At 71.6% G+C, this 15,910-nt stretch carries 19 protein-coding genes; 5 read left to right on the forward strand and 14 right to left on the reverse strand.

The window, feature by feature from the left end; all coding sequences use genetic code 11:
- The first annotated feature begins 5 nt into the window (after nucleotides 1-5).
- The 3 genes from CLM62_RS00795 to CLM62_RS00805 all read left to right on the forward strand — a co-directional run bounded on the left by CLM62_RS00795 (nucleotide 6) and on the right by CLM62_RS00805 (nucleotide 2,657).
- Nucleotides 6-1,499 (forward strand): bifunctional phosphatase PAP2/diacylglycerol kinase family protein, encoded by a 1,494-nt coding sequence (locus CLM62_RS00795; protein WP_095747955.1) that lies wholly within the window; start codon nucleotides 6-8, stop codon nucleotides 1,497-1,499.
- Nucleotides 1,500-1,622: 123 nt separating this feature from the next.
- Nucleotides 1,623-2,444, forward strand: coding sequence for a class I SAM-dependent methyltransferase (locus tag CLM62_RS00800; RefSeq protein ID WP_095747939.1), 822 nt, complete (start codon nucleotides 1,623-1,625; stop codon nucleotides 2,442-2,444).
- Between the two features lie 42 nt (nucleotides 2,445-2,486).
- Complete coding sequence (locus CLM62_RS00805; RefSeq protein ID WP_095747940.1) at nucleotides 2,487-2,657, forward strand: hydrophobic protein; 171 nt, start codon at nucleotides 2,487-2,489, stop codon at nucleotides 2,655-2,657.
- Nucleotides 2,658-2,751: 94 nt separating this feature from the next.
- Here CLM62_RS00805 and CLM62_RS00810 read toward each other — a convergent pair whose 3' ends face one another.
- From CLM62_RS00810 to CLM62_RS00870, 13 genes are read right to left on the reverse strand one after another with little or no spacing between them, the layout of a single operon-like run.
- The gene (locus CLM62_RS00810) at nucleotides 2,752-3,039 is read right to left on the reverse strand and encodes a gas vesicle protein K (protein ID WP_095747941.1); all 288 of its coding nucleotides are present in this window, start codon (nucleotides 3,037-3,039) and stop codon (nucleotides 2,752-2,754) included.
- A complete protein-coding gene (locus CLM62_RS00815) occupies nucleotides 3,036-3,224 on the reverse strand; it encodes a gas vesicle protein (protein ID WP_095747942.1) in 189 nt (62 codons plus the stop codon). The genes CLM62_RS00810 and CLM62_RS00815 overlap by 4 nt, the downstream gene beginning before the upstream one ends.
- Entirely contained in the window at nucleotides 3,221-4,087 is an 867-nt protein-coding gene (locus CLM62_RS00820; RefSeq protein ID WP_095747943.1) for a GvpL/GvpF family gas vesicle protein, read from the reverse strand. Before CLM62_RS00820 ends, CLM62_RS00815 begins: the two co-directional genes overlap by 4 nt.
- Nucleotides 4,084-4,410, reverse strand: coding sequence for a gas vesicle protein (locus CLM62_RS00825; protein WP_095747944.1), 327 nt, complete (start codon nucleotides 4,408-4,410; stop codon nucleotides 4,084-4,086). Before CLM62_RS00825 ends, CLM62_RS00820 begins: the two co-directional genes overlap by 4 nt.
- A complete protein-coding gene (locus CLM62_RS00830; RefSeq protein WP_095747945.1) occupies nucleotides 4,407-5,516 on the reverse strand; it encodes an SRPBCC family protein in 1,110 nt (369 codons plus the stop codon). The genes CLM62_RS00825 and CLM62_RS00830 overlap by 4 nt, the downstream gene beginning before the upstream one ends.
- Nucleotides 5,513-6,310, reverse strand: coding sequence for a DNA primase (locus tag CLM62_RS00835; protein WP_095747946.1), 798 nt, complete (start codon nucleotides 6,308-6,310; stop codon nucleotides 5,513-5,515). Before CLM62_RS00835 ends, CLM62_RS00830 begins: the two co-directional genes overlap by 4 nt.
- Entirely contained in the window at nucleotides 6,307-6,570 is a 264-nt protein-coding gene (locus CLM62_RS00840) for a gas vesicle protein GvpG (RefSeq protein ID WP_095747947.1), read from the reverse strand. The genes CLM62_RS00835 and CLM62_RS00840 overlap by 4 nt, the downstream gene beginning before the upstream one ends.
- A gap of 6 nt (nucleotides 6,571-6,576) precedes the next feature.
- The gene (locus CLM62_RS00845; RefSeq protein ID WP_095747948.1) at nucleotides 6,577-7,347 is read right to left on the reverse strand and encodes a GvpL/GvpF family gas vesicle protein; all 771 of its coding nucleotides are present in this window, start codon (nucleotides 7,345-7,347) and stop codon (nucleotides 6,577-6,579) included.
- Complete coding sequence (locus tag CLM62_RS00850) at nucleotides 7,344-7,775, reverse strand: gas vesicle structural protein GvpA (protein ID WP_095747949.1); 432 nt, start codon at nucleotides 7,773-7,775, stop codon at nucleotides 7,344-7,346. Before CLM62_RS00850 ends, CLM62_RS00845 begins: the two co-directional genes overlap by 4 nt.
- A 58-nt stretch (nucleotides 7,776-7,833) precedes the next feature.
- Nucleotides 7,834-8,226, reverse strand: coding sequence for a gas vesicle protein (locus CLM62_RS00855; RefSeq protein WP_095747956.1), 393 nt, complete (start codon nucleotides 8,224-8,226; stop codon nucleotides 7,834-7,836).
- Between the two features lie 60 nt (nucleotides 8,227-8,286).
- Nucleotides 8,287-9,234, reverse strand: coding sequence for a non-homologous end-joining DNA ligase (ligD, locus tag CLM62_RS00860; protein ID WP_095747950.1), 948 nt, complete (start codon nucleotides 9,232-9,234; stop codon nucleotides 8,287-8,289).
- A complete protein-coding gene (locus CLM62_RS00865) occupies nucleotides 9,231-11,078 on the reverse strand; it encodes a transketolase (protein ID WP_095747951.1) in 1,848 nt (615 codons plus the stop codon). The genes ligD and CLM62_RS00865 overlap by 4 nt, the downstream gene beginning before the upstream one ends.
- Entirely contained in the window at nucleotides 11,075-12,610 is a 1,536-nt protein-coding gene (locus tag CLM62_RS00870; protein ID WP_095747952.1) for an NAD(P)/FAD-dependent oxidoreductase, read from the reverse strand. Before CLM62_RS00870 ends, CLM62_RS00865 begins: the two co-directional genes overlap by 4 nt.
- A 144-nt stretch (nucleotides 12,611-12,754) precedes the next feature.
- Between CLM62_RS00870 and CLM62_RS00875 the strand changes: the two genes are divergently transcribed.
- Entirely contained in the window at nucleotides 12,755-13,717 is a 963-nt protein-coding gene (locus tag CLM62_RS00875; protein ID WP_095747953.1) for an LLM class F420-dependent oxidoreductase, read from the forward strand.
- 18 nt (nucleotides 13,718-13,735) lie between these two features.
- Nucleotides 13,736-14,827 carry an enolase C-terminal domain-like protein gene (locus CLM62_RS00880; protein WP_095747954.1) on the forward strand — a complete coding sequence of 364 codons (1,092 nt, stop codon included), beginning with the start codon at nucleotides 13,736-13,738 and terminating at the stop codon, nucleotides 14,825-14,827.
- A 69-nt stretch (nucleotides 14,828-14,896) separates the two neighbouring features.
- Here the strand turns inward: CLM62_RS00880 and CLM62_RS00885 are convergent.
- Nucleotides 14,897-15,910 (reverse strand): SDR family oxidoreductase (locus tag CLM62_RS00885; protein ID WP_095747957.1); only part of this gene is annotated, 1,014 nt, incomplete at its 5' end.

A 15,910-nucleotide genomic window follows, 5' to 3' on the forward strand; every position in this document is an offset into this window, starting at 1 on the left:
TGGGCATGAGCCCAGACGTCGACCTCACCGTCCCGAAGCCCGGCCGTCATGCGCTGCGCGACTGGCTGCTGGCCCTCGACAACCGGCTGTTCGAGTTCGCCGCCGAGCGGCACTGGCCCGCCGCCGAACCGGTCCTGCCGCGGCTGAGCCGGAGCGCGAACCACGGCGTGCTGTGGTTCGCGACGGCCGCCGCCATGGCCGCGAGCCGCACCCCGCGGGGTCGCCGGGCGGCCGCGCGCGGTCTGGCCTCGCTCAGCCTGGCCTCCCTGACCATCAACACCCTCGGCAAGCGCTCGGTGCGCCGCACCCGGCCCGTGCTCGACCCGGTTCCGCTGGTCCGGCAGCTGAAGCGGCAGCCGATCACCACGTCGTTCCCGTCGGGTCACTCCGCGTCGGCGGCCGCGTTCGCGACCGGGGTCGCCCTGGAGTCGCCGAAGTGGGGCACGGTCGTGGCTCCGGTCGCCTTCTCGGTGGCGATGTCCCGCGTCTACACGGGTGTCCACTTCCCGAGCGACGTGCTGGCGGGTGCGGCCCTGGGGGCGGGCGCCGCGTTCGCCGTACGGGGCATGGTGCCGACCCGCGCCCAGCTCATGCCGCCCGCCCGGCCCCGCGCGGACGTCCCCGCGCTGCCGGACGGTGCGGGCCTGGTCGTGGTGGCGAACACCGCCTCGGGCAATGGCGACCGTGCCCGCGCGGTGCGGGCCGCCCTGCCCGCGGCCGAGGTGGTCGAGTCCGAACCGGCCGATGTGCCCGTCGAGTTGGAGAAGGCGGCGGCCCGCGCCCGGGCGCTGGGCGTGTGCGGCGGCGACGGCACGGTCAACGCCGGCGCGGAGGCCGCCCTGCGGCACGGTCTGCCCCTCGCGGTGCTGCCCGGCGGCACCCTGAACCACTTCGCCCACGACCTCGGCATCGAAGGGGTCCGCGATCTGAGCCGGGCCGTCCAGCGGGGCGAGGGGGTGTACGTGGACGCCGCCCGGTTCGTCTGCGGCGCGAAGCAGGGCATCTTCCTCAACACCTGCAGTCTGGGCGTGTATCCCGAGCTGGTGCGCGAGCGGGAGCGCTGGTCGCACCGGATCGGCGGCTGGCCGGCGGGGGTGCTCGCGGCGCTGCGCGTGGTGCGTGCCGACCGGCATCCGCTGGAGGCCGAGTTCCGCGGCGAGGCACGGCCGCTGTGGCTGCTCTTCGCCGGCAACGGCACGTACCACCGGATGGGCCTCACACCGGGCCGCCGACTCGACCTGGCGGACGGGCAGCTCGACGTACGCGTCGTGCACGGCGGCCGCCGACCCGCCCTGCGGCTGCTTTCGGCCGCCCTCGCGGGACCGCTGACCCGCTCCCCCGCGCACGCTGCGGTGCAGGTCGGCCGTCTGCATCTGGCGAGTGTCGCCCCGGGCACCCTGCTGGCCTACGACGGTGAGGTCACCGAGGTGGAGGGCGAGGTGACGCTGGAGAAGCTACCGGAGGCACTCACCGTCTACCGCCCGCTGCCGGGGAACTGATCACCCGTCAGACCACATATCAAGACGCATGGTCTCAACATTCGACATGCGGGAGTACGGTGATCCGTATCGCCGAAAGGGCCCGCGAGGCCCTCGTGCGCCGGTACGACGAGAGGGATCGCCATGGCGAAGCCGCAGGAGACCGCCGTCTACACGCACGGCCACCACGAGTCCGTGCTGCGCTCCCACACTTGGCGGACCGCCGCCAACTCGGCGGCCTATCTGCTCGGCTCGCTGAAACCCCACATGAAGATCCTGGACATCGGCTGCGGGCCGGGCACGATCACCGCCGACCTGGCGGCACGGGTCCCCGACGGGCACGTCACCGGCGTCGACCACGCGCCCGAGATCCTGGACCAGGCCCGGGCCACGGCCGCCGAACGGGGGCTGACCAACATCGACTTCGCGGTCGCCGACGTGCACGCGCTGGACTACCCGGACGACACGTTCTGCGTGGTCCACGCGCACCAGGTGCTCCAGCACGTCGGCGACCCGGTGCGGGCGCTGCGCGAGATGAGGCGGGTCACGGCTCCGGGCGGGTTCGTCGCCGTCCGTGACTCGGACTACCGGGCCATGACCTGGTTCCCGGAGTCACCGGGGATGGACGACTGGCTGGAGCTGTACCACCGGGTGGCCCGGGCCAACGGCGGCGAGCCGGACGCCGGCCGCCGGCTGAAGTCCTGGGCGCTGCGGGCGGGTCTCACGGACGTCACGGCCACCTCCAGCACCTGGACCTTCGCCACGGCCGAGGAACGGGCGTGGTGGAGCGGTCTGTGGGCGGACCGCACCCTGGCCTCGGCGTACGCGGAGCGGGCCACCGAGGGTGGGCACGCGACCCGCGAGCAGTTGCGGGCCGTGTCACGGGCCTGGCGGGAGTGGGGACAACGGGAAGACGGCTGGTTCAGCGTGCTGCACGGAGAAATCCTCTGCCGCAAGGAAGCCTGAATCGCGGCTTTCGGGAAACCCGGAAAGCAGGAGGTTCACATTATGGTTCCCATTCTGATCGTCCTGCTTCTGGCGCTGATTCTCTTCGGTGCCGGATTCGCGGTAAAGGTGCTTTGGTGGATTGCGCTGGCCGTCCTGGTGCTCTGGCTTCTGGGCTTCCTGATGCGGGGTACGACCGCGGCTGGAGGCAGGGGCCGCTGGTACAGGTGGTGAACTGGTACAGGTGAGGAATTGATCCGGGGTTTCGGTTCCTGGGAACCGGGTTTCAATTTTTGGAACCGGGTTTGAATTCCTGGGAACCGGGGTTTCAGTCCCTGGGAAGCAGAGGTCCGAGCGGCCCGAGGTCCAGATTGAGGTCCTCGGGCCGCAGTCCGTAGCGCTCGCGCAGCTCGGCCATCCGGTCGTCGAGCAGCATCAGCGTGAGCCCGATGCGTTCCTCCTGCTCCTCGCTCAGGTCGCCTTCGTCGAACCGGCGCAGCGCCTGGCGTTCCATGAGCTGACGCAGCAGTTCGACGACCGTCAGGACGAGTTTCAGCAGGTCGCGCTCGACGGTGTCGGGGTCCAGGTCCAGCCGGTTGTGGCGTTCGGTCGTCACGTCGGCTCCCCCCAGGGCGAGGGAACCTGGGCGTTCACCGAGCTGATCAGCGCGTTGAGGTCGATGCGCACGAGGTCGACGTCCGCGATGCGCAGCGTGATGTCCCCCGTGATGACGACCCCGCCGGCGAGCAGCCGGTCGAGGAGGTCCACGAGGGCGACCTCACGGCGCTCGATCACCGTCATCGGTCCTCCTCCCCTGCCGCATCCCCCTCCACGTTCCCTGACACCTCCCCAGACACATCCCCTGCGACATCGCCCGCCACATCCCCCGCGATGTCCCCCGCGAAGGAATAGGCTGCCCAGGGGCCGGTGAGTTCGACTCGCATTCCCGGTGCTTCGTCCTTCGTACGATCCACGAGTTCCACGAATTCCTCGGAATCGGCGCGCGACACCAGATAGGCGGCGTTGAGCACATTCCGTCCGGAGGCGCCGGAAAGGGCGGCATTCTGTGGGGCGTGCAGTCGGGAATCCTCGGCGTACGAGGACAGTGTTTCGTGCAGTCGGCTCGCGAACTCCTCCGCCCGCTGCCATCGGTCCTCGTGGGCCCGCGCCTGTTGCCGCCGCTGCCGCAGATAGTCCCGGCCCGACACCGCCTTATCCGTCGGCCCGCCGGTCTCCGGACGCTCCGGCGCCGGCTCCTGCTCGGGCTCCGTTTCGGCGTAGACCTTGACGCCCCATTCCACCCGGCCCTCCAGCCGGTCGAGAGCGCGCCTGAAGGCGTCCTCGCGCTCTTCGATCATCACGCGTACGCCGCTGTCGTCCCGGAAGACGGTGCCGAGCCGCAGTGGCAGCGGCGTGGTGACGACGGTGAGCGCGTCGATCACGCCCTGGTGGGCGCGGGCGGTCCGGGTGAGCCAGTCCAGGTCCTCCAGATGGGCGCGGAGCGGTTTCTCGGCGAAGTCCCGCTCCGGCACGTGACTGACCACGGCGATCAGGCCGTGGTGGTTGAGCAGCCTGGGCGGGTCGCCCGCGACGCCCGTCAGCTGGGATTGCAGGGCCGCGCCGAAGGGGCGGCAGACGGCGTAGACGTACCGCAGTCCGGTCATGGTGCCTCCTCCTGTGTACGGGCGGGCTCCAGTTGGGCGATCCGCTCACGCAACTCGGCGTTCTCCCGGGCCAGTTCGTCGCGGCGGGCGCGCGAGGACAGGGCCGGGTCGTCCTCCCACCAGTCGATGCCCATCTCCTTCGCCTTGTCGACGGAGGCGACGATGAGCCGCAGCTTGATGGTGAGGAGTTCGATGTCGAGCAGGTTGATGCGGATGTCGCCCGCGATGACGACACCCTTGTCGAGCACGCGCTCCAGGATGTCGGCGAGGTTGGCACCACTGCCCGGACCGTAGGGCTCGGGCAGCCGGCTGGGGGTGGTCATCGTCGGCTCCCGCCGTCGGCGTACTCGTACTCGGCCTCGTACGCGCCCTCGTCACGCGGCGTCTCTGCGTCCTCCGGCTCCTCTGCGTCCTCCGGCTCCTCTTCGTCGTACTCGCCCTTGTCCTCCTCATACGCCTTGTCCTGCTCGTACGCCCGGTCCTCCTCGGCGTACGGGCCTTCCTCCTCCTCTTCATCCTCGCTCTCGTAGGCCTCCTCGTCCTCCTCGGGAGCCTCCTCGGCCACGGCGTCCTCGTGGCGGAGGACGACCTCGCCGTCGCGGATCTCGCCGCGCCAGCCGTCGTCCGCCGCTCCCTTCAGCGTGATGAAGCGGGCGAAGTTCTTCAGGTCGAGGCGGGCCCGGCGGCCCTGGGCGCGCCAGAGGTTGCCGGTCTTCTCGAACAGGCCCTTGGGGTAGTACTCGATCACCAGCAGGACCCGGGTGAGGCTGTCGGCGAGCCGGTGGAAGGACACGACGCCCTTCGTGGTGCCCTTGGCTCCCTCCGAGGTCCAGGAGATCCGGTCGTCGGGGACCTGCTCGGTGGTGTGGGCCTTCCAGCCGCGGTTGGACCAGAAGACCTTCAGCTGCCAGTCGGAGTGGGTGTCGTCGGCGCGGTTCGCGCTCTTGACGCCCTTGGCGAAGTTGCTGAAGTCCTGGTACCGGGTCCACTGGTCGTAGGCCGTGCGCAGCGGCACGCCGACGTCGATGTGCTCGATGATGACGGTCGGCTTCCTGCCCGCCCCGCCCGTGCGCCTCCCCTTGCCGCCGCCGAGGTTCTTCAGCGCGCCGAGCACGTTGTCCTTGGCGCGGGAGGCGCCGATCTCCAGTGCGCCGCGCAGGGGCCCCTTGCCCTCGGCCAGCTTGCGGCCGCCGTCCAGGGCGAGCCGGGCGAAGCCCGGGCTGTTGCCCTCGGCGATGTCGTTGAGCTTGACCGTGGTCTCGCCGAGCCTGCGGCCGACGTCGGCCAGCAGGCGCTGGGCCTGGGCGGCGAGGTACTCCCGTACCTCCGCCTTGAGCCGGTCGGCGGCCTCGCTGCGGGCCACGTCGCTGAGCGGGTTGCCCTTGGCCTGGTCGGTGGCGTGCCGGGCCGTCCCGAGGGTCTCGGTCATCGTTCACCGCCTCCCCTCGGCAGCCGGGCGCGGGTGCCGCGGGAGGCGCTCTCGGCCGCGGTGGTCTTCTTCGCGGTGGTCTTCTTTGGGCTGGTCTTCTTCGCGGTGGTTGGGGTGGTCTTCTTCGAGGCGGTCTTCTTGGCCGTGGTCCTCTTGCTGGCGGTCTTCTTGGCCGTGGTCCTCTTGCCGGCGGTCTTCTTGGCCGGGGTCTTCGCCGGAGCCTTTCCGGCGGGCGCCTTCCCGACCGCCCTGGCCGCCTTCTTCGCGGGAGCCTTCTTCGCGGCCTTCTTCGCCGGAGGCGGTGCCGCCGTCTTCGCCGCCGCCTTCCGGCCCGGCGCCGGGGCTTCCTCGTCCGGCTCTTCCTCCGGCTCGTCGTACTCCCGCGCCCCCTCCTGATCCTCCCGGTCCTCCTCGAACTCCGGCTCCTCGGCTTCCTCGCGCTCCTCGTCGGAGCCCAGGTCCGAAACGTCCGGCACCACGCCCGCGAGCTGGTCGCGGACCTGTGCGGTACGGCCGTGCAGCCGGTCGGCGAGGGCGTCGATCTGCCGCTCGACCATGGCGCCCGAGGCCGCCTTGCCGACACCGCGCAGGTCCTCGCGCAGCTGGTCGCCGATCTCCTTGAACTGCGGGTTGTTCCGCAGTTGCCCGGACACCAGGTCCGCGAGCGCCCGCGGGCTCAGGTGCATCCGCTTGCCGGCCGCGAGCGTGCCGACGGCGAACGCCAGTTTCAGTTTCTTCGTACGTCCGAGGACGTATCCGGCCCCTACCGCGAGGCCCAGTCCCACTCGGTTCATCGTGCCGTCCCGTCACCCGTGCCCGCGCCACCGCGCAGGCCGATCTCCAGCCGGTCGAGGAGTTCGTCCTCCATGCGGTCGAACTCCTCGTCGTCGATCTCGCCCGCCTCGAGCCGCTGTTCCAACTGGGCGAGTTCGGCCCGGACCGTGGCCGGGTCGTAGTAGAGGCGTTCCGCTTCGTTCAGCACTTGTCTGATCACCCACGCGCTGCCGCGCACCGGGGCGAAGGGCAGCAGCAGTACCTCTCCGATCAGTCCCACGGCTGCTCACTCCTCCCCGCGGTCCGCGCCCAGCGTGGTGCCCGCGGGCTCGGCCGGGCCCGGCTCGACGAAGCTGTACGGCGGCAGCGGGCCGTTGACGCGTAGTTCGAGGTGCGGATGGCCCTTGCGGATCTGCTCCACCGCGGCGAGGAAGGCCGCGGCCGCGTCACGGTCCACCAGGAACGAGACGTTGGCGAGCCAGCCGGTGGACTCGGGGCCCACGCTGACCGCCTCGGCGGCCGGTTCCAGGGTGTGCTGCACATCGGTCGCGTCCTCGGCCTCGCGGGCCTTGACCGCGGCCACCACCATCTCGCCGAGCTGCAGCCGCTGCTCGTAACTTCCGCCGCCCGCCTGCCGGTTGGCCTCGGTCAGGGCGCGGATCTCCGGGTTCTCGGACATCACCCGGTGCAGTACGGCCTCTTCATTGTGGATGGCCTTGACGTTGTACTCGACCTTGCCGTCCAGGGCCCGCAGCCGCTCCTGGTAGTGCTCGGCGCGTTCGGCGAGCACGCCGGTGACCGCGCCGTCGTCCGGGGCGACGCTGCCGAACCGCATGGGCAGCACGCAGCCGGCCGCGCCCGCCTCGCTCAGCACGTTCTGGTGGGCGAGCAGGTCCCTGCGCTTGGGGCGCAGCCCCTCGGGCGCGTCGCTGACGACCGCCGCCAGGTCCCCCTCCTTCAGGATGCGCACGGGACGCGGCGGATCACCGACGCCCCCCATGCCCTCGGGCAGCGAAGGATGGGACGCGGCGGTGATGCCGTAGACGTACGTGCTCACTCCTGTTCCTCCTTCCTGCGCGACGTGGTGGACTTGCGGGCGCGCGGCCTGGACTCGGGCTCGCTCCGGCCCTCCTCACGTGCCTGCTTGAAGGCGCCGGAGATGGTGTCGGCGGCACCGGACAGCGCCCCCTTGGACTTGCCGCGCGAGCCGGACTCGGTGATCTCGCCGACCACGTCGGGCAGGCCGGGGCTCTTGTTCGGCCCGGACTCCAGGTCGAGCCGGTTGCACGCCTCGGCGAAGCGCAGGTAGGTGTCGACGCTGGCGACGACGACCCGTACGTCGATCTTCAGGATCTCGATGCCGACGAGGGAGACTCGTACGAACGCGTCGATGACGAGCCCCCTGTCGAGGACGAGCTCCAGAACGTCGTAGAGGCCGCTGGTGCCGCCTCCGCCGCTGGTCTGCTGTGCCGGGACAACGGTCATGCCGACCGTGCCTCCTTGTCTGTGGGCTGGTGAACGGGTGTGTGCGCGGGAGGGCGGCCTAGCGGCCGCCGGGCCTGTGTGCGTCGGCCCGCCCGCGTTCGTAACGGCGAACGCGCCGGTAGCCGGTGAGCTGCCCTTCCGGGTCGAGGTCGACCTGGTAGCCGGCCATCAGGCTCATCGTGTCGGGGACACGGGCCAGTTCGAGGACCTCGACCTCCAGCGACCAGCCGTCCTCCGTCTGTTCGAAGGACGAGACGGTCTCGGCGGCCATACCGGTCAGCTCCGCCAGCTGGGCGCGCGCCTGGCGCAGCACCTCCATGGGTGTGGGCCGCCGGGCGTCCTCCGTGCTGTTGTCCGTGCTGTTGTTCGCGCCGTCTCTGGTGTCGTTTTCTGTCCCTTTGGGGGAGTTTTGTGAACTCTGGGACTCTGATGTGTTCCTTGTGTTCGACATGGCCACCTCTAACTCCGGGTGGCCGCTCGCCCGTTGGCCAAACCTTCGGTCGGCAAACCGTCAGGAGGGCATCAACGCGTTGAGCCGGCGCCGCGCCGGGCCGAGGGCGCGGCCTTTGGTCAGTACGCCGGCCCAGGGGTTGGTGCGGGCCTGTTCGACGGCGTCGGCGATGCTCCAGCGGCGGGCGTCGAGGCCCGGGTCGTCCAGCTGGGTCCAGGCGAGCGGGGTGGCCACGGGCGCGCCGGGCTTGGCACGGACGGTGAAGGGCGCGACCGCGGTCTGCGCGTAGGCGTTGCGCTGCACGTCGAGGTAGAGGCGGTCGCCGCGGTTCTTCTTGCGGGCGGCGGTGGTCAGCCGGTCGGGGTGGCCGGCGGCCAGGGTGTCGGCGACATCGCGGGCGAACTCCCGCACCTCGTCGAAGTCGTGGTGTCCGTTGAGCGGCACGATCACGTGCAGGCCGCGGGAGCCGGTGGTCATCAGGGCGGAGGGCAGCTTCAGTTCGTCGAGCAGCTCGCCCAGCAGCCGGGCCGCGTCCCGCACCGCCGCGAAGGCGTCCCCGGAGCCGGAATCCCCGGAAGGGTCGAGGTCGAAGACCATCCGATCGGGGTGGTCGACCCGTCCGAGGCGGGACAGCCAGCGGTGCAGGGTGAGGGCGGCCTGGTCGGCGAGGTAGACCAGGGTGGCGGTGTCGTCGCACACGGTGTGGCGGACGGTGCCGTCCTCCTTGGCCACCTCGACGCGGGAGATCCACTCCGGGTAGTGCTCCGGGGTGTTCTTCTGCATGAACGTCTGGCCGTCGAGGCCGTCCGGGTGCCGCTCCAGCATCAGCGGACGACCGCGCAGGTGCGGCAGCATGAACGGGGCGACGGACCGGTAGTAGTCGACGAGGTCGCCCTTGGTGTACTCCTTCGCACCGCCGTCGCCGCCGGGGAAGAGCACCTTGCCCGGGCGGTGCACCTCCACCCTGCGTTTGCCCGCCCGGACGCTGCGCACGTCGTCGCCGCTCACGGCACGACCGCCTGTTCCACCAGCAGCCGTCCGGCCGCCGCGATCGACTCGGCGTCGATGCCCGCGGCGTGCAGCTGCTCGGCCGGGGACGCCGAGCCCGGCATCGTACGGACGGCGAGGCGCACCAGGCGCGGCATCGGGCGGCCGTCGAGGAACGCGTCGAGGACGGCGTCGCCGAGGCCGCCCTCCTGGTGGTGGTCCTCCACGGTCACCAGGCAGCCGGTGTCCTCGGCGGCCTGGCGCAGGGTGAACCGGTCGACGGGCTTGACGGAGTACAGGTCGATCACCCGTACCTGGATGCCCTCCTCGTCCAGGGCGTCGGCGGCGGCCAGCGCCTCGGGCACGGTGACGCCCGCCGCGACGAACGTCATCCGGTCCTGATCGCAGGAGCGCAGCACCTTGCTGCCGCCGACGGGGAACTCCTCGTCGGGCTCGTAGATCACCGAGCTCGCGCCGCGCGAGGTGCGCAGATAGCGGATGCCGTCCAGGCCCGCCATCTCGGCGACCAGGTGCGCGGTCTGGTTGGCGTCGCACGGGTACAGCACGGTCGAGCCGTGCACCGCCCGCATCATCGCCAGGTCCTCCAGGCCCATCTGGCTGGGCCCGTCCTGTCCGATGGCGACGCCCGCGTGGGAGCCGACCAGGTTGATGCCGGCGCCGCTGATGGACGCCATGCGCACGAAGTCGTACGCCCGCGTCAGGAAGGCGGCGAAGGTGGAGGCGTACGGCACCCAGCCGCGCGCCGCGAGCCCGACGGCGGCGGCGACCATCTGCTGCTCGGCGATGTAGCACTCGAAGAAGCGGTCGGGGTGTTCCTTGGCGAAGAACTCGGCGCGCGTGGAGTCGCTCACCTCGCCGTCGAGGGCGACGACGTCCCCGCGTGCGGTGCCGAGCGCGGCGAGCGCCTGCCCGTAGGCGTTGCGCGTGGCGATCTCGTCGCCCTTGTCGTAGCGGGGCAGTTCGAGGTGTCCCGTGCGTACGGCATGCAGTATGCGGGCGGCGGTCGGCTCGTGCACCTCGACGCGGAGGTCGCGAGGGCCGCCGAGTTCGGCGATCGCCTCGTCGGCGTTCTTCAGCGGCTTGCCGTGCAGCCCCTCCCGGTCCTCGACGTCGGTGACTCCCTTGCCCTTGAGGGTGCGGGCGAGGATCGCGGTGGGCTGGCCCTTGGTGGAGACGGCCTCGCCGTAGGCGCGGTCGATGGCGTCGACGTCGTGGCCGTCCACCTCGACGGTGTGCCAGCCGAAGGCCTGGAAGCGGCGGGCGTAGGCGTCGAGGTCGTGGCCGTGCCGGGTCGGGCCGCGCTGGCCGAGCCGGTTGATGTCGACGATCGCGGTGAGGTTGTCAAGGTGCTCGTACGCCGCGTGCTCGGCGGCCTCCCAGATGGCGCCCTCGGCGAGCTCGCTGTCGCCGCACAGCACCCACACGCGGTAGCCGGTGCGGTCCAGCCGCTTGCCGGCCAGCGCGATGCCGACGCCGACCGGCAGTCCCTGCCCGAGCGAGCCGGTCGCCGTCTCCACCCACGGCAGCCGCCGCGGCGTGGGGTGACCCTCGAGGCGGCTGCCCAGCTTGCGGAAGGTGAGCAGTTCCTCGTCGTCGATGGCGCCCGCCGCCTTGTAGGCGGAGTACAGCAGGGGCGAGGCGTGGCCCTTGGACAGCACGAAGCGGTCGTTGCCAGGGTGGGCGGGGCGGTCGAAGTCGTAGCGGAAGTGGTGCGCCAGGAGTACGGCCATCAGGTCGGCGGCCGACATCGAGGACGTCGGGTGCCCGGAGCCCGCGGCGGCCGCGGCGCGCACGCTGTCCACACGCAACTGCTGGGCGAGTTCGACGAGTTCACCGGTGTTCATGAGTCTCCTTCCGCGGGGGTGTCCGGGGTGTCCTCGGGGACGTCGTCGCGCTTGACGGGGCCGGGGGCCTTGTGGGGTTCGCCGCCGGGCCGGCTTTTGGCGGGCTCACCGCCCGGCTGGTCCTTCGCGGGCTCGTCTCCCGGCCGCTCGGAGTCCCCGGCGCCCGTGTCGGCGGCTGTCGCCGCCCCCGGCCCCGAGCAGGCCTGGGCCTCCTGTCGCCGCTCGGGTCCGCTCGGCACCCGCGCCAGCTCCGGCGACGCCGTGTCGAGCGGCACCGACCAGGACCGTACGAGTCCCAGCTGCACGGCCTGGCGCGGCAGTACGGTATCCAGCAGCCAGTCCGCGGCGACCCGGACGCGGTTGCCGGGCATCGCCGCCAGGTGGTAGCCGCGGGTGACCAGGCCGGCCGCCGGGCCGGACAGGGTCACGCCGAGCGGGTTGGCGGCGGCCTTGGCGCCGCCCAGGTCGACGACGAAGCCCAGGTCCTTGTGGCGGTAGGGCCGCCGCTCGCCGACGCCGAAGGAGGCGGCGATGTTGTGGGCCACGGTCTTGCCGTGCCGCCAGGCGTGCTGCGCGGTCATCGGGGTGAAGTTCCCCGGGTTGTTCAGGTCCGGTACGGCGGCTGCGTCCCCGCACGCGAACACCTCGGGCCGGCCGGGGAGTCGGAGGTACGGATCGACGACGATCCGTCCGCGCTCCAGCGGCTGCCCGGTGCTCTCGACGAGCGGATCCGGCCGTACGCCCACGCACCACACGAGCGTCCGAGTCTGAACGAACTCCCCGTCGGTCAGCAGCACCCCGTTCGGCGTGGCCTCCTTCACGGAGGTCCCCATGCGCACCTCCACGCCCCGCTCCCGCAGCGTGCGGTCGGCGGTGCGGGACAGGTGTTCGTCCAGCTCGGGCAGCACACGCGGCGCGATGTCGAGGAGCATCCAGCGCGGCCGCATGCCCTCCCGCAGGGGGTGTCCCCGCACCTGCGCGTCGGTGTACAGCTGCCCGTGCGCGGCGACCTCGGTGCCGGTGTAGCCGGCGCCGACCACCACGAAGGTGCAGCGGGCGGCGCAGCTCTTCGGGTCGTCCGCGGCCGCCGCGAGCTCCACCTGCCGGGTCACGTGGTCGCGCAGGTACAGGGCCTCGGGCAGCCCGCGGAAGCCGTGCGCGTGCTCGGCGACGCCGGGGATGGGGAGCAGCTTGTTCACGCTGCCGACGGCGAGCACGAGCCGGTCGTACGGCAGGACGCCCTCGCCGCCCTCCGGGTCGCTGTAGTGCACGGTCCGCCCGTCCAGGTCGATGCCGTCGGCCTCGCCGAGCACCAGGCGTACGTGCGGCAGGGTGCCCGAGAGGGAGACGGTGACCCGGCGTGGCTCCAGGATCCCGGCGGCGACCTGGGGCAGCAGGGGCAGGTACAGAAAGTAGTCGGTCGGGTTCAGCAGGGTGATGTCGGCCTTGCCCCGGGACACCCGGGACAGTTCTCGGGCCGTCCGGTACCCGGCGAAGCCGGCACCGACGATCACTGTGCGGGGTCGACTCACGGTTCGCCTCCGGGGCTGTCGCGTACCTCGGGAGCCTTCCGCGTCCCCCTGGCCAGGGCGGCCAAACGTCCGCCGGTTTTCCGTCCGGCCGCCGGGTACTCGTCACGGCGTCCCGACCCGCCCACGTCGTGGAGGCACACCCCCATGCCCGAGTACGGCTATTTCCTCTCGTGCGAGCAGTACGGTCCCGCGGAACTCATCGAGCAGGCGCGGATGGCCGAACAGGCCGGATTCCAGTCGCTGTGGATCTCCGACCACTACCACCCGTGGAACGACGAGCAGGGCCAGAGCCCGTTCGTGTGGTCGGTGATCGGCGCCCTGTCCGAGGCGGTGTCGCTGCCCGTCGAGACGGCGGTGACCTGCCCGACCGTGCGCATGCATCCGGCGGTGGTGGCGCAGGCCGCGGCGACCAGCGCGGTGATGACCGACGGCCGTTTCCGGCTCGGCGTCGGCTCGGGCGAGGCGCTCAACGAGCACATCCTCGGCGACGCCTGGCCGCCCGCGCACGTACGACTGGAGATGCTGGAGGAGGCCATCCAGGTGATGCGCCGGCTGTTCACCGGCAAGGAGGTCAATCACCACGGCCCGCACTACACGGTGGAGAACGCCCGCCTGTACACGGTCCCGGACGAGCCCGTCCCGGTCGACATCTCCGGCTTCGGGCCCGCGGCGACCCAGCTGGCGTCCCGGGTCGGCGACGGCTACATCACCATCCAGCCCGACGAGTCGATGGTGGAGCAGTACCGCAAGGGCGGGGGCGGCGCGCATCCGGTCAGCGGCGGCACCAAGGTCTGCTACGACCTCGACAAGGAAGCGGCGGTCCGTACGGTCCACCGGCTCTGGGCGAACGAGCAGCTGCCCGGCGAGCTGGGCCAGGTGCTGCCCTCGCCGAAGCACTTCGAGCAGGCGCAGACCCTGGTCACCGAGGACATGGTGCGCGAGACCCGGGTGTGCGGGGACGACGTGGACGAGCACGTCGCGGAACTGAAGCAGTTCGCCGACGCCGGCTTCGACATGGTGTACGTCAACCAGATCGGCCCCGACCTGCGCGGCTTCTTCGACTTCTACCGCACGAAGGTGCTGCCGCAGCTCCGGCAGGCCTCCTGACACCGGGTCGGGCCCGCGATGAAACTCCACCGCCCCGCCGTCTCCGTGTACACGGTGCCGACCGACGCACCCGAGGCGGACGGCACGCTGGCCTGGGACGCCACGACCGTGGTGATCTGCGAGGTGTCCACCGACGGCACGACCGGGACGGGCTGGACCTACGGCCCGGCGGCGGTCGGCGGCTTCCTGGACGCGTTCCTCGGTCCGCTCGTCGAGGGTCGCAGCGCCCTGGACATCCCCGCCGTGCACGACGCGATGTGCCGCTCTGTGCGCAACGCGGGCCGTCCGGGCATCGCGTCCTGCGCGATCTCGGCGCTCGACATCGCCCTGTGGGACCTCAAGGCCCGGCTGCTGGAACTCCCCCTGGCCCGGCTGCTGGGCACCGCCCGGGAGACGGTTCCGGTGTACGGCAGCGGCGGCTTCACGACGTACCACGACACACATCTGGCCGCGCAGCTCAACGGCTGGGTGCACGGGCAGCACATACCGCGCGTCAAGATCAAGATCGGTGAGGGCTGGGGCCGCGCGGTCACCCGGGACCTGGCCCGGGTCCATGCCGCCCGCCAGGTCATCGGCCCCGACGCGGAGTTGTACGTCGACGCCAACGGCGCCTACACCCGCAAGCAGGCGGTCCGGGTCGGGCACACGCTCGCCGAGCACGGCGTCGGCTGGTTCGAGGAGCCGGTGTCCTCGGACGATCTCACCGGCCTGCGCCTCGTCCGGGACGCCCTGGTGTGCGACGTCACGGTCGGAGAGTACGGCTACGACCTGCCCTACTTCGCCCGCATGATCGCCGCCGGTGCAGTGGACTGCCTGCAGATCGACGCGACGCGCTGCGGCGGCCTGACCGAGTTCCTGCGCGCGGCGGCGCTCGCCCACGCCCATGGCCTGGAGGTCTCGACCCACTGCGCCCCGCACGTCCACGCCGCCGCGGCCGCCACGATCCCCAACCTCCGCCACATCGAGTGGTTCCACGACCACGTCCGCATCGAGGACATGTTCTTCGACGGCGCCTTGGACCCCACGGGCGGAGTCGTACGCCCGCTCAGCGGGGTCGGCCACGGGCTGACGCTGCGGACGGAGGAGGTGGAGGAGTACCGGGTGGCCTAGGAATCGACGATGGCGCCGATGGGGTTCATGTCCTTGATGTGCGCCTTCATGTCCTTGAGATGTGCACCTTCATGTCCTTGATGTGCGCCGCAACTTCGACCAGCCCCCACGGCGCAGCCCGGCGGTCACCACCGCGCCCAGTCCTCCGGCGGCCAGTGCCCCCGCTCCCATCCGTCCCCGGTTCCGCGACACCCACTCCTGCGGGCTGTCCGACACGGCCTCGTCGTCGAAGCGGCCGTGCGCCCCGTAGTCCCGGCCGTGCGGCCCGTCGGCCGGGACCCACAGGTTTCCGGGGCCGCCGACGGGCTCCCCCTCGGCCCGTTGGTCCTGCTGCGAGTCGAACGCGGTCCGTGCGAGGTAGCGGTCGAGGAACCCCGGCGCCACCGCGTTGACGATCAGCGTGGCCGCCGTAGAACCTCCGACCCAGTACTCCCGCCGCCGTCCGTGTCCGGCCGCGTGCACGATCGCCCGCGCCGCCACCTCCGGCTGGTACACGGGCGCGACCGGCCTGGCCCGCCCCGGCATCCGGTTCAACACCCAGTCGAACTGGGGGGTGTTGACGCCGGGCAACTGCACCATCGTCGTACGGACGCCGCTGCCCGTGTGCAGCAGCTCGCAGCGCAGCGACTCGTTGAAACCCTGGATGGCGTGCTTGGCGCCGCAGTACGCCGACTGCAGCGGAATCCCGCGATAGGCGAGCGCGGAGCCGACCTGCACGATCGTGCCCCGGTCGCGCGGCAGCATGTGGTGCAGCGCGGCCCGGGTGCCGAACACATAGCCCAGGTACGTCACTTCGGTCACCCGCCGGAACTCGTCCGGGGTGATCTCGGTGAACGGTGCGAAGACCCCGGTGAAGGCGTTGTTGACCCAGACGTCGATCTGCCCGAAGGCGTCGACGACCTTCTGGGCCGCGTCGTCGACCGCCTTGGCGTCGGCCATGTCGACGGTGACGACGAGCGCCTCACCACCGGCCCGCTGCACCTCGTCCGCCGCCGCGGCGAGACCCTCGCGGCCCCGGGCCAGCAGGGCGACCCGGGCGCCCCGGGCGGCGAAGGCCACGGCCGTGGCCCGGCCCACGCCACC

The sequence above is a fragment of the Streptomyces sp. SA15 genome (assembly GCF_002291145.1).
GTDB lineage: Bacteria > Actinomycetota > Actinomycetes > Streptomycetales > Streptomycetaceae > Streptomyces.

Excerpts from the sequence above, each read along its gene's own strand:
- CLM62_RS00795 (WP_095747955.1), top strand. The coding sequence starts at position 6 with ATGAGCCCAGACGTCGACCTCACCGTCCCGAAGCCCGGCCGTCATGCG.
- CLM62_RS00800 (WP_095747939.1), top strand. The coding sequence starts at position 1,623 with ATGGCGAAGCCGCAGGAGACCGCCGTCTACACGCACGGCCACCACGAG.
- CLM62_RS00805 (WP_095747940.1), top strand. The coding sequence starts at position 2,487 with ATGGTTCCCATTCTGATCGTCCTGCTTCTGGCGCTGATTCTCTTCGGT.
- CLM62_RS00815 (WP_095747942.1), bottom strand. The coding sequence starts at position 3,224 with ATGACGGTGATCGAGCGCCGTGAGGTCGCCCTCGTGGACCTCCTCGAC.
- CLM62_RS00820 (WP_095747943.1), bottom strand. The coding sequence starts at position 4,087 with ATGACCGGACTGCGGTACGTCTACGCCGTCTGCCGCCCCTTCGGCGCG.
- CLM62_RS00825 (WP_095747944.1), bottom strand. The coding sequence starts at position 4,410 with ATGACCACCCCCAGCCGGCTGCCCGAGCCCTACGGTCCGGGCAGTGGT.
- CLM62_RS00830 (WP_095747945.1), bottom strand. The coding sequence starts at position 5,516 with ATGACCGAGACCCTCGGGACGGCCCGGCACGCCACCGACCAGGCCAAG.
- CLM62_RS00835 (WP_095747946.1), bottom strand. The coding sequence starts at position 6,310 with ATGAACCGAGTGGGACTGGGCCTCGCGGTAGGGGCCGGATACGTCCTC.
- CLM62_RS00850 (WP_095747949.1), bottom strand. The coding sequence starts at position 7,775 with ATGACCGTTGTCCCGGCACAGCAGACCAGCGGCGGAGGCGGCACCAGC.
- CLM62_RS00855 (WP_095747956.1), bottom strand. The coding sequence starts at position 8,226 with ATGTCGAACACAAGGAACACATCAGAGTCCCAGAGTTCACAAAACTCC.
- CLM62_RS00865 (WP_095747951.1), bottom strand. The coding sequence starts at position 11,078 with ATGAACACCGGTGAACTCGTCGAACTCGCCCAGCAGTTGCGTGTGGAC.
- CLM62_RS00875 (WP_095747953.1), top strand. The coding sequence starts at position 12,755 with ATGCCCGAGTACGGCTATTTCCTCTCGTGCGAGCAGTACGGTCCCGCG.
- CLM62_RS00880 (WP_095747954.1), top strand. The coding sequence starts at position 13,736 with ATGAAACTCCACCGCCCCGCCGTCTCCGTGTACACGGTGCCGACCGAC.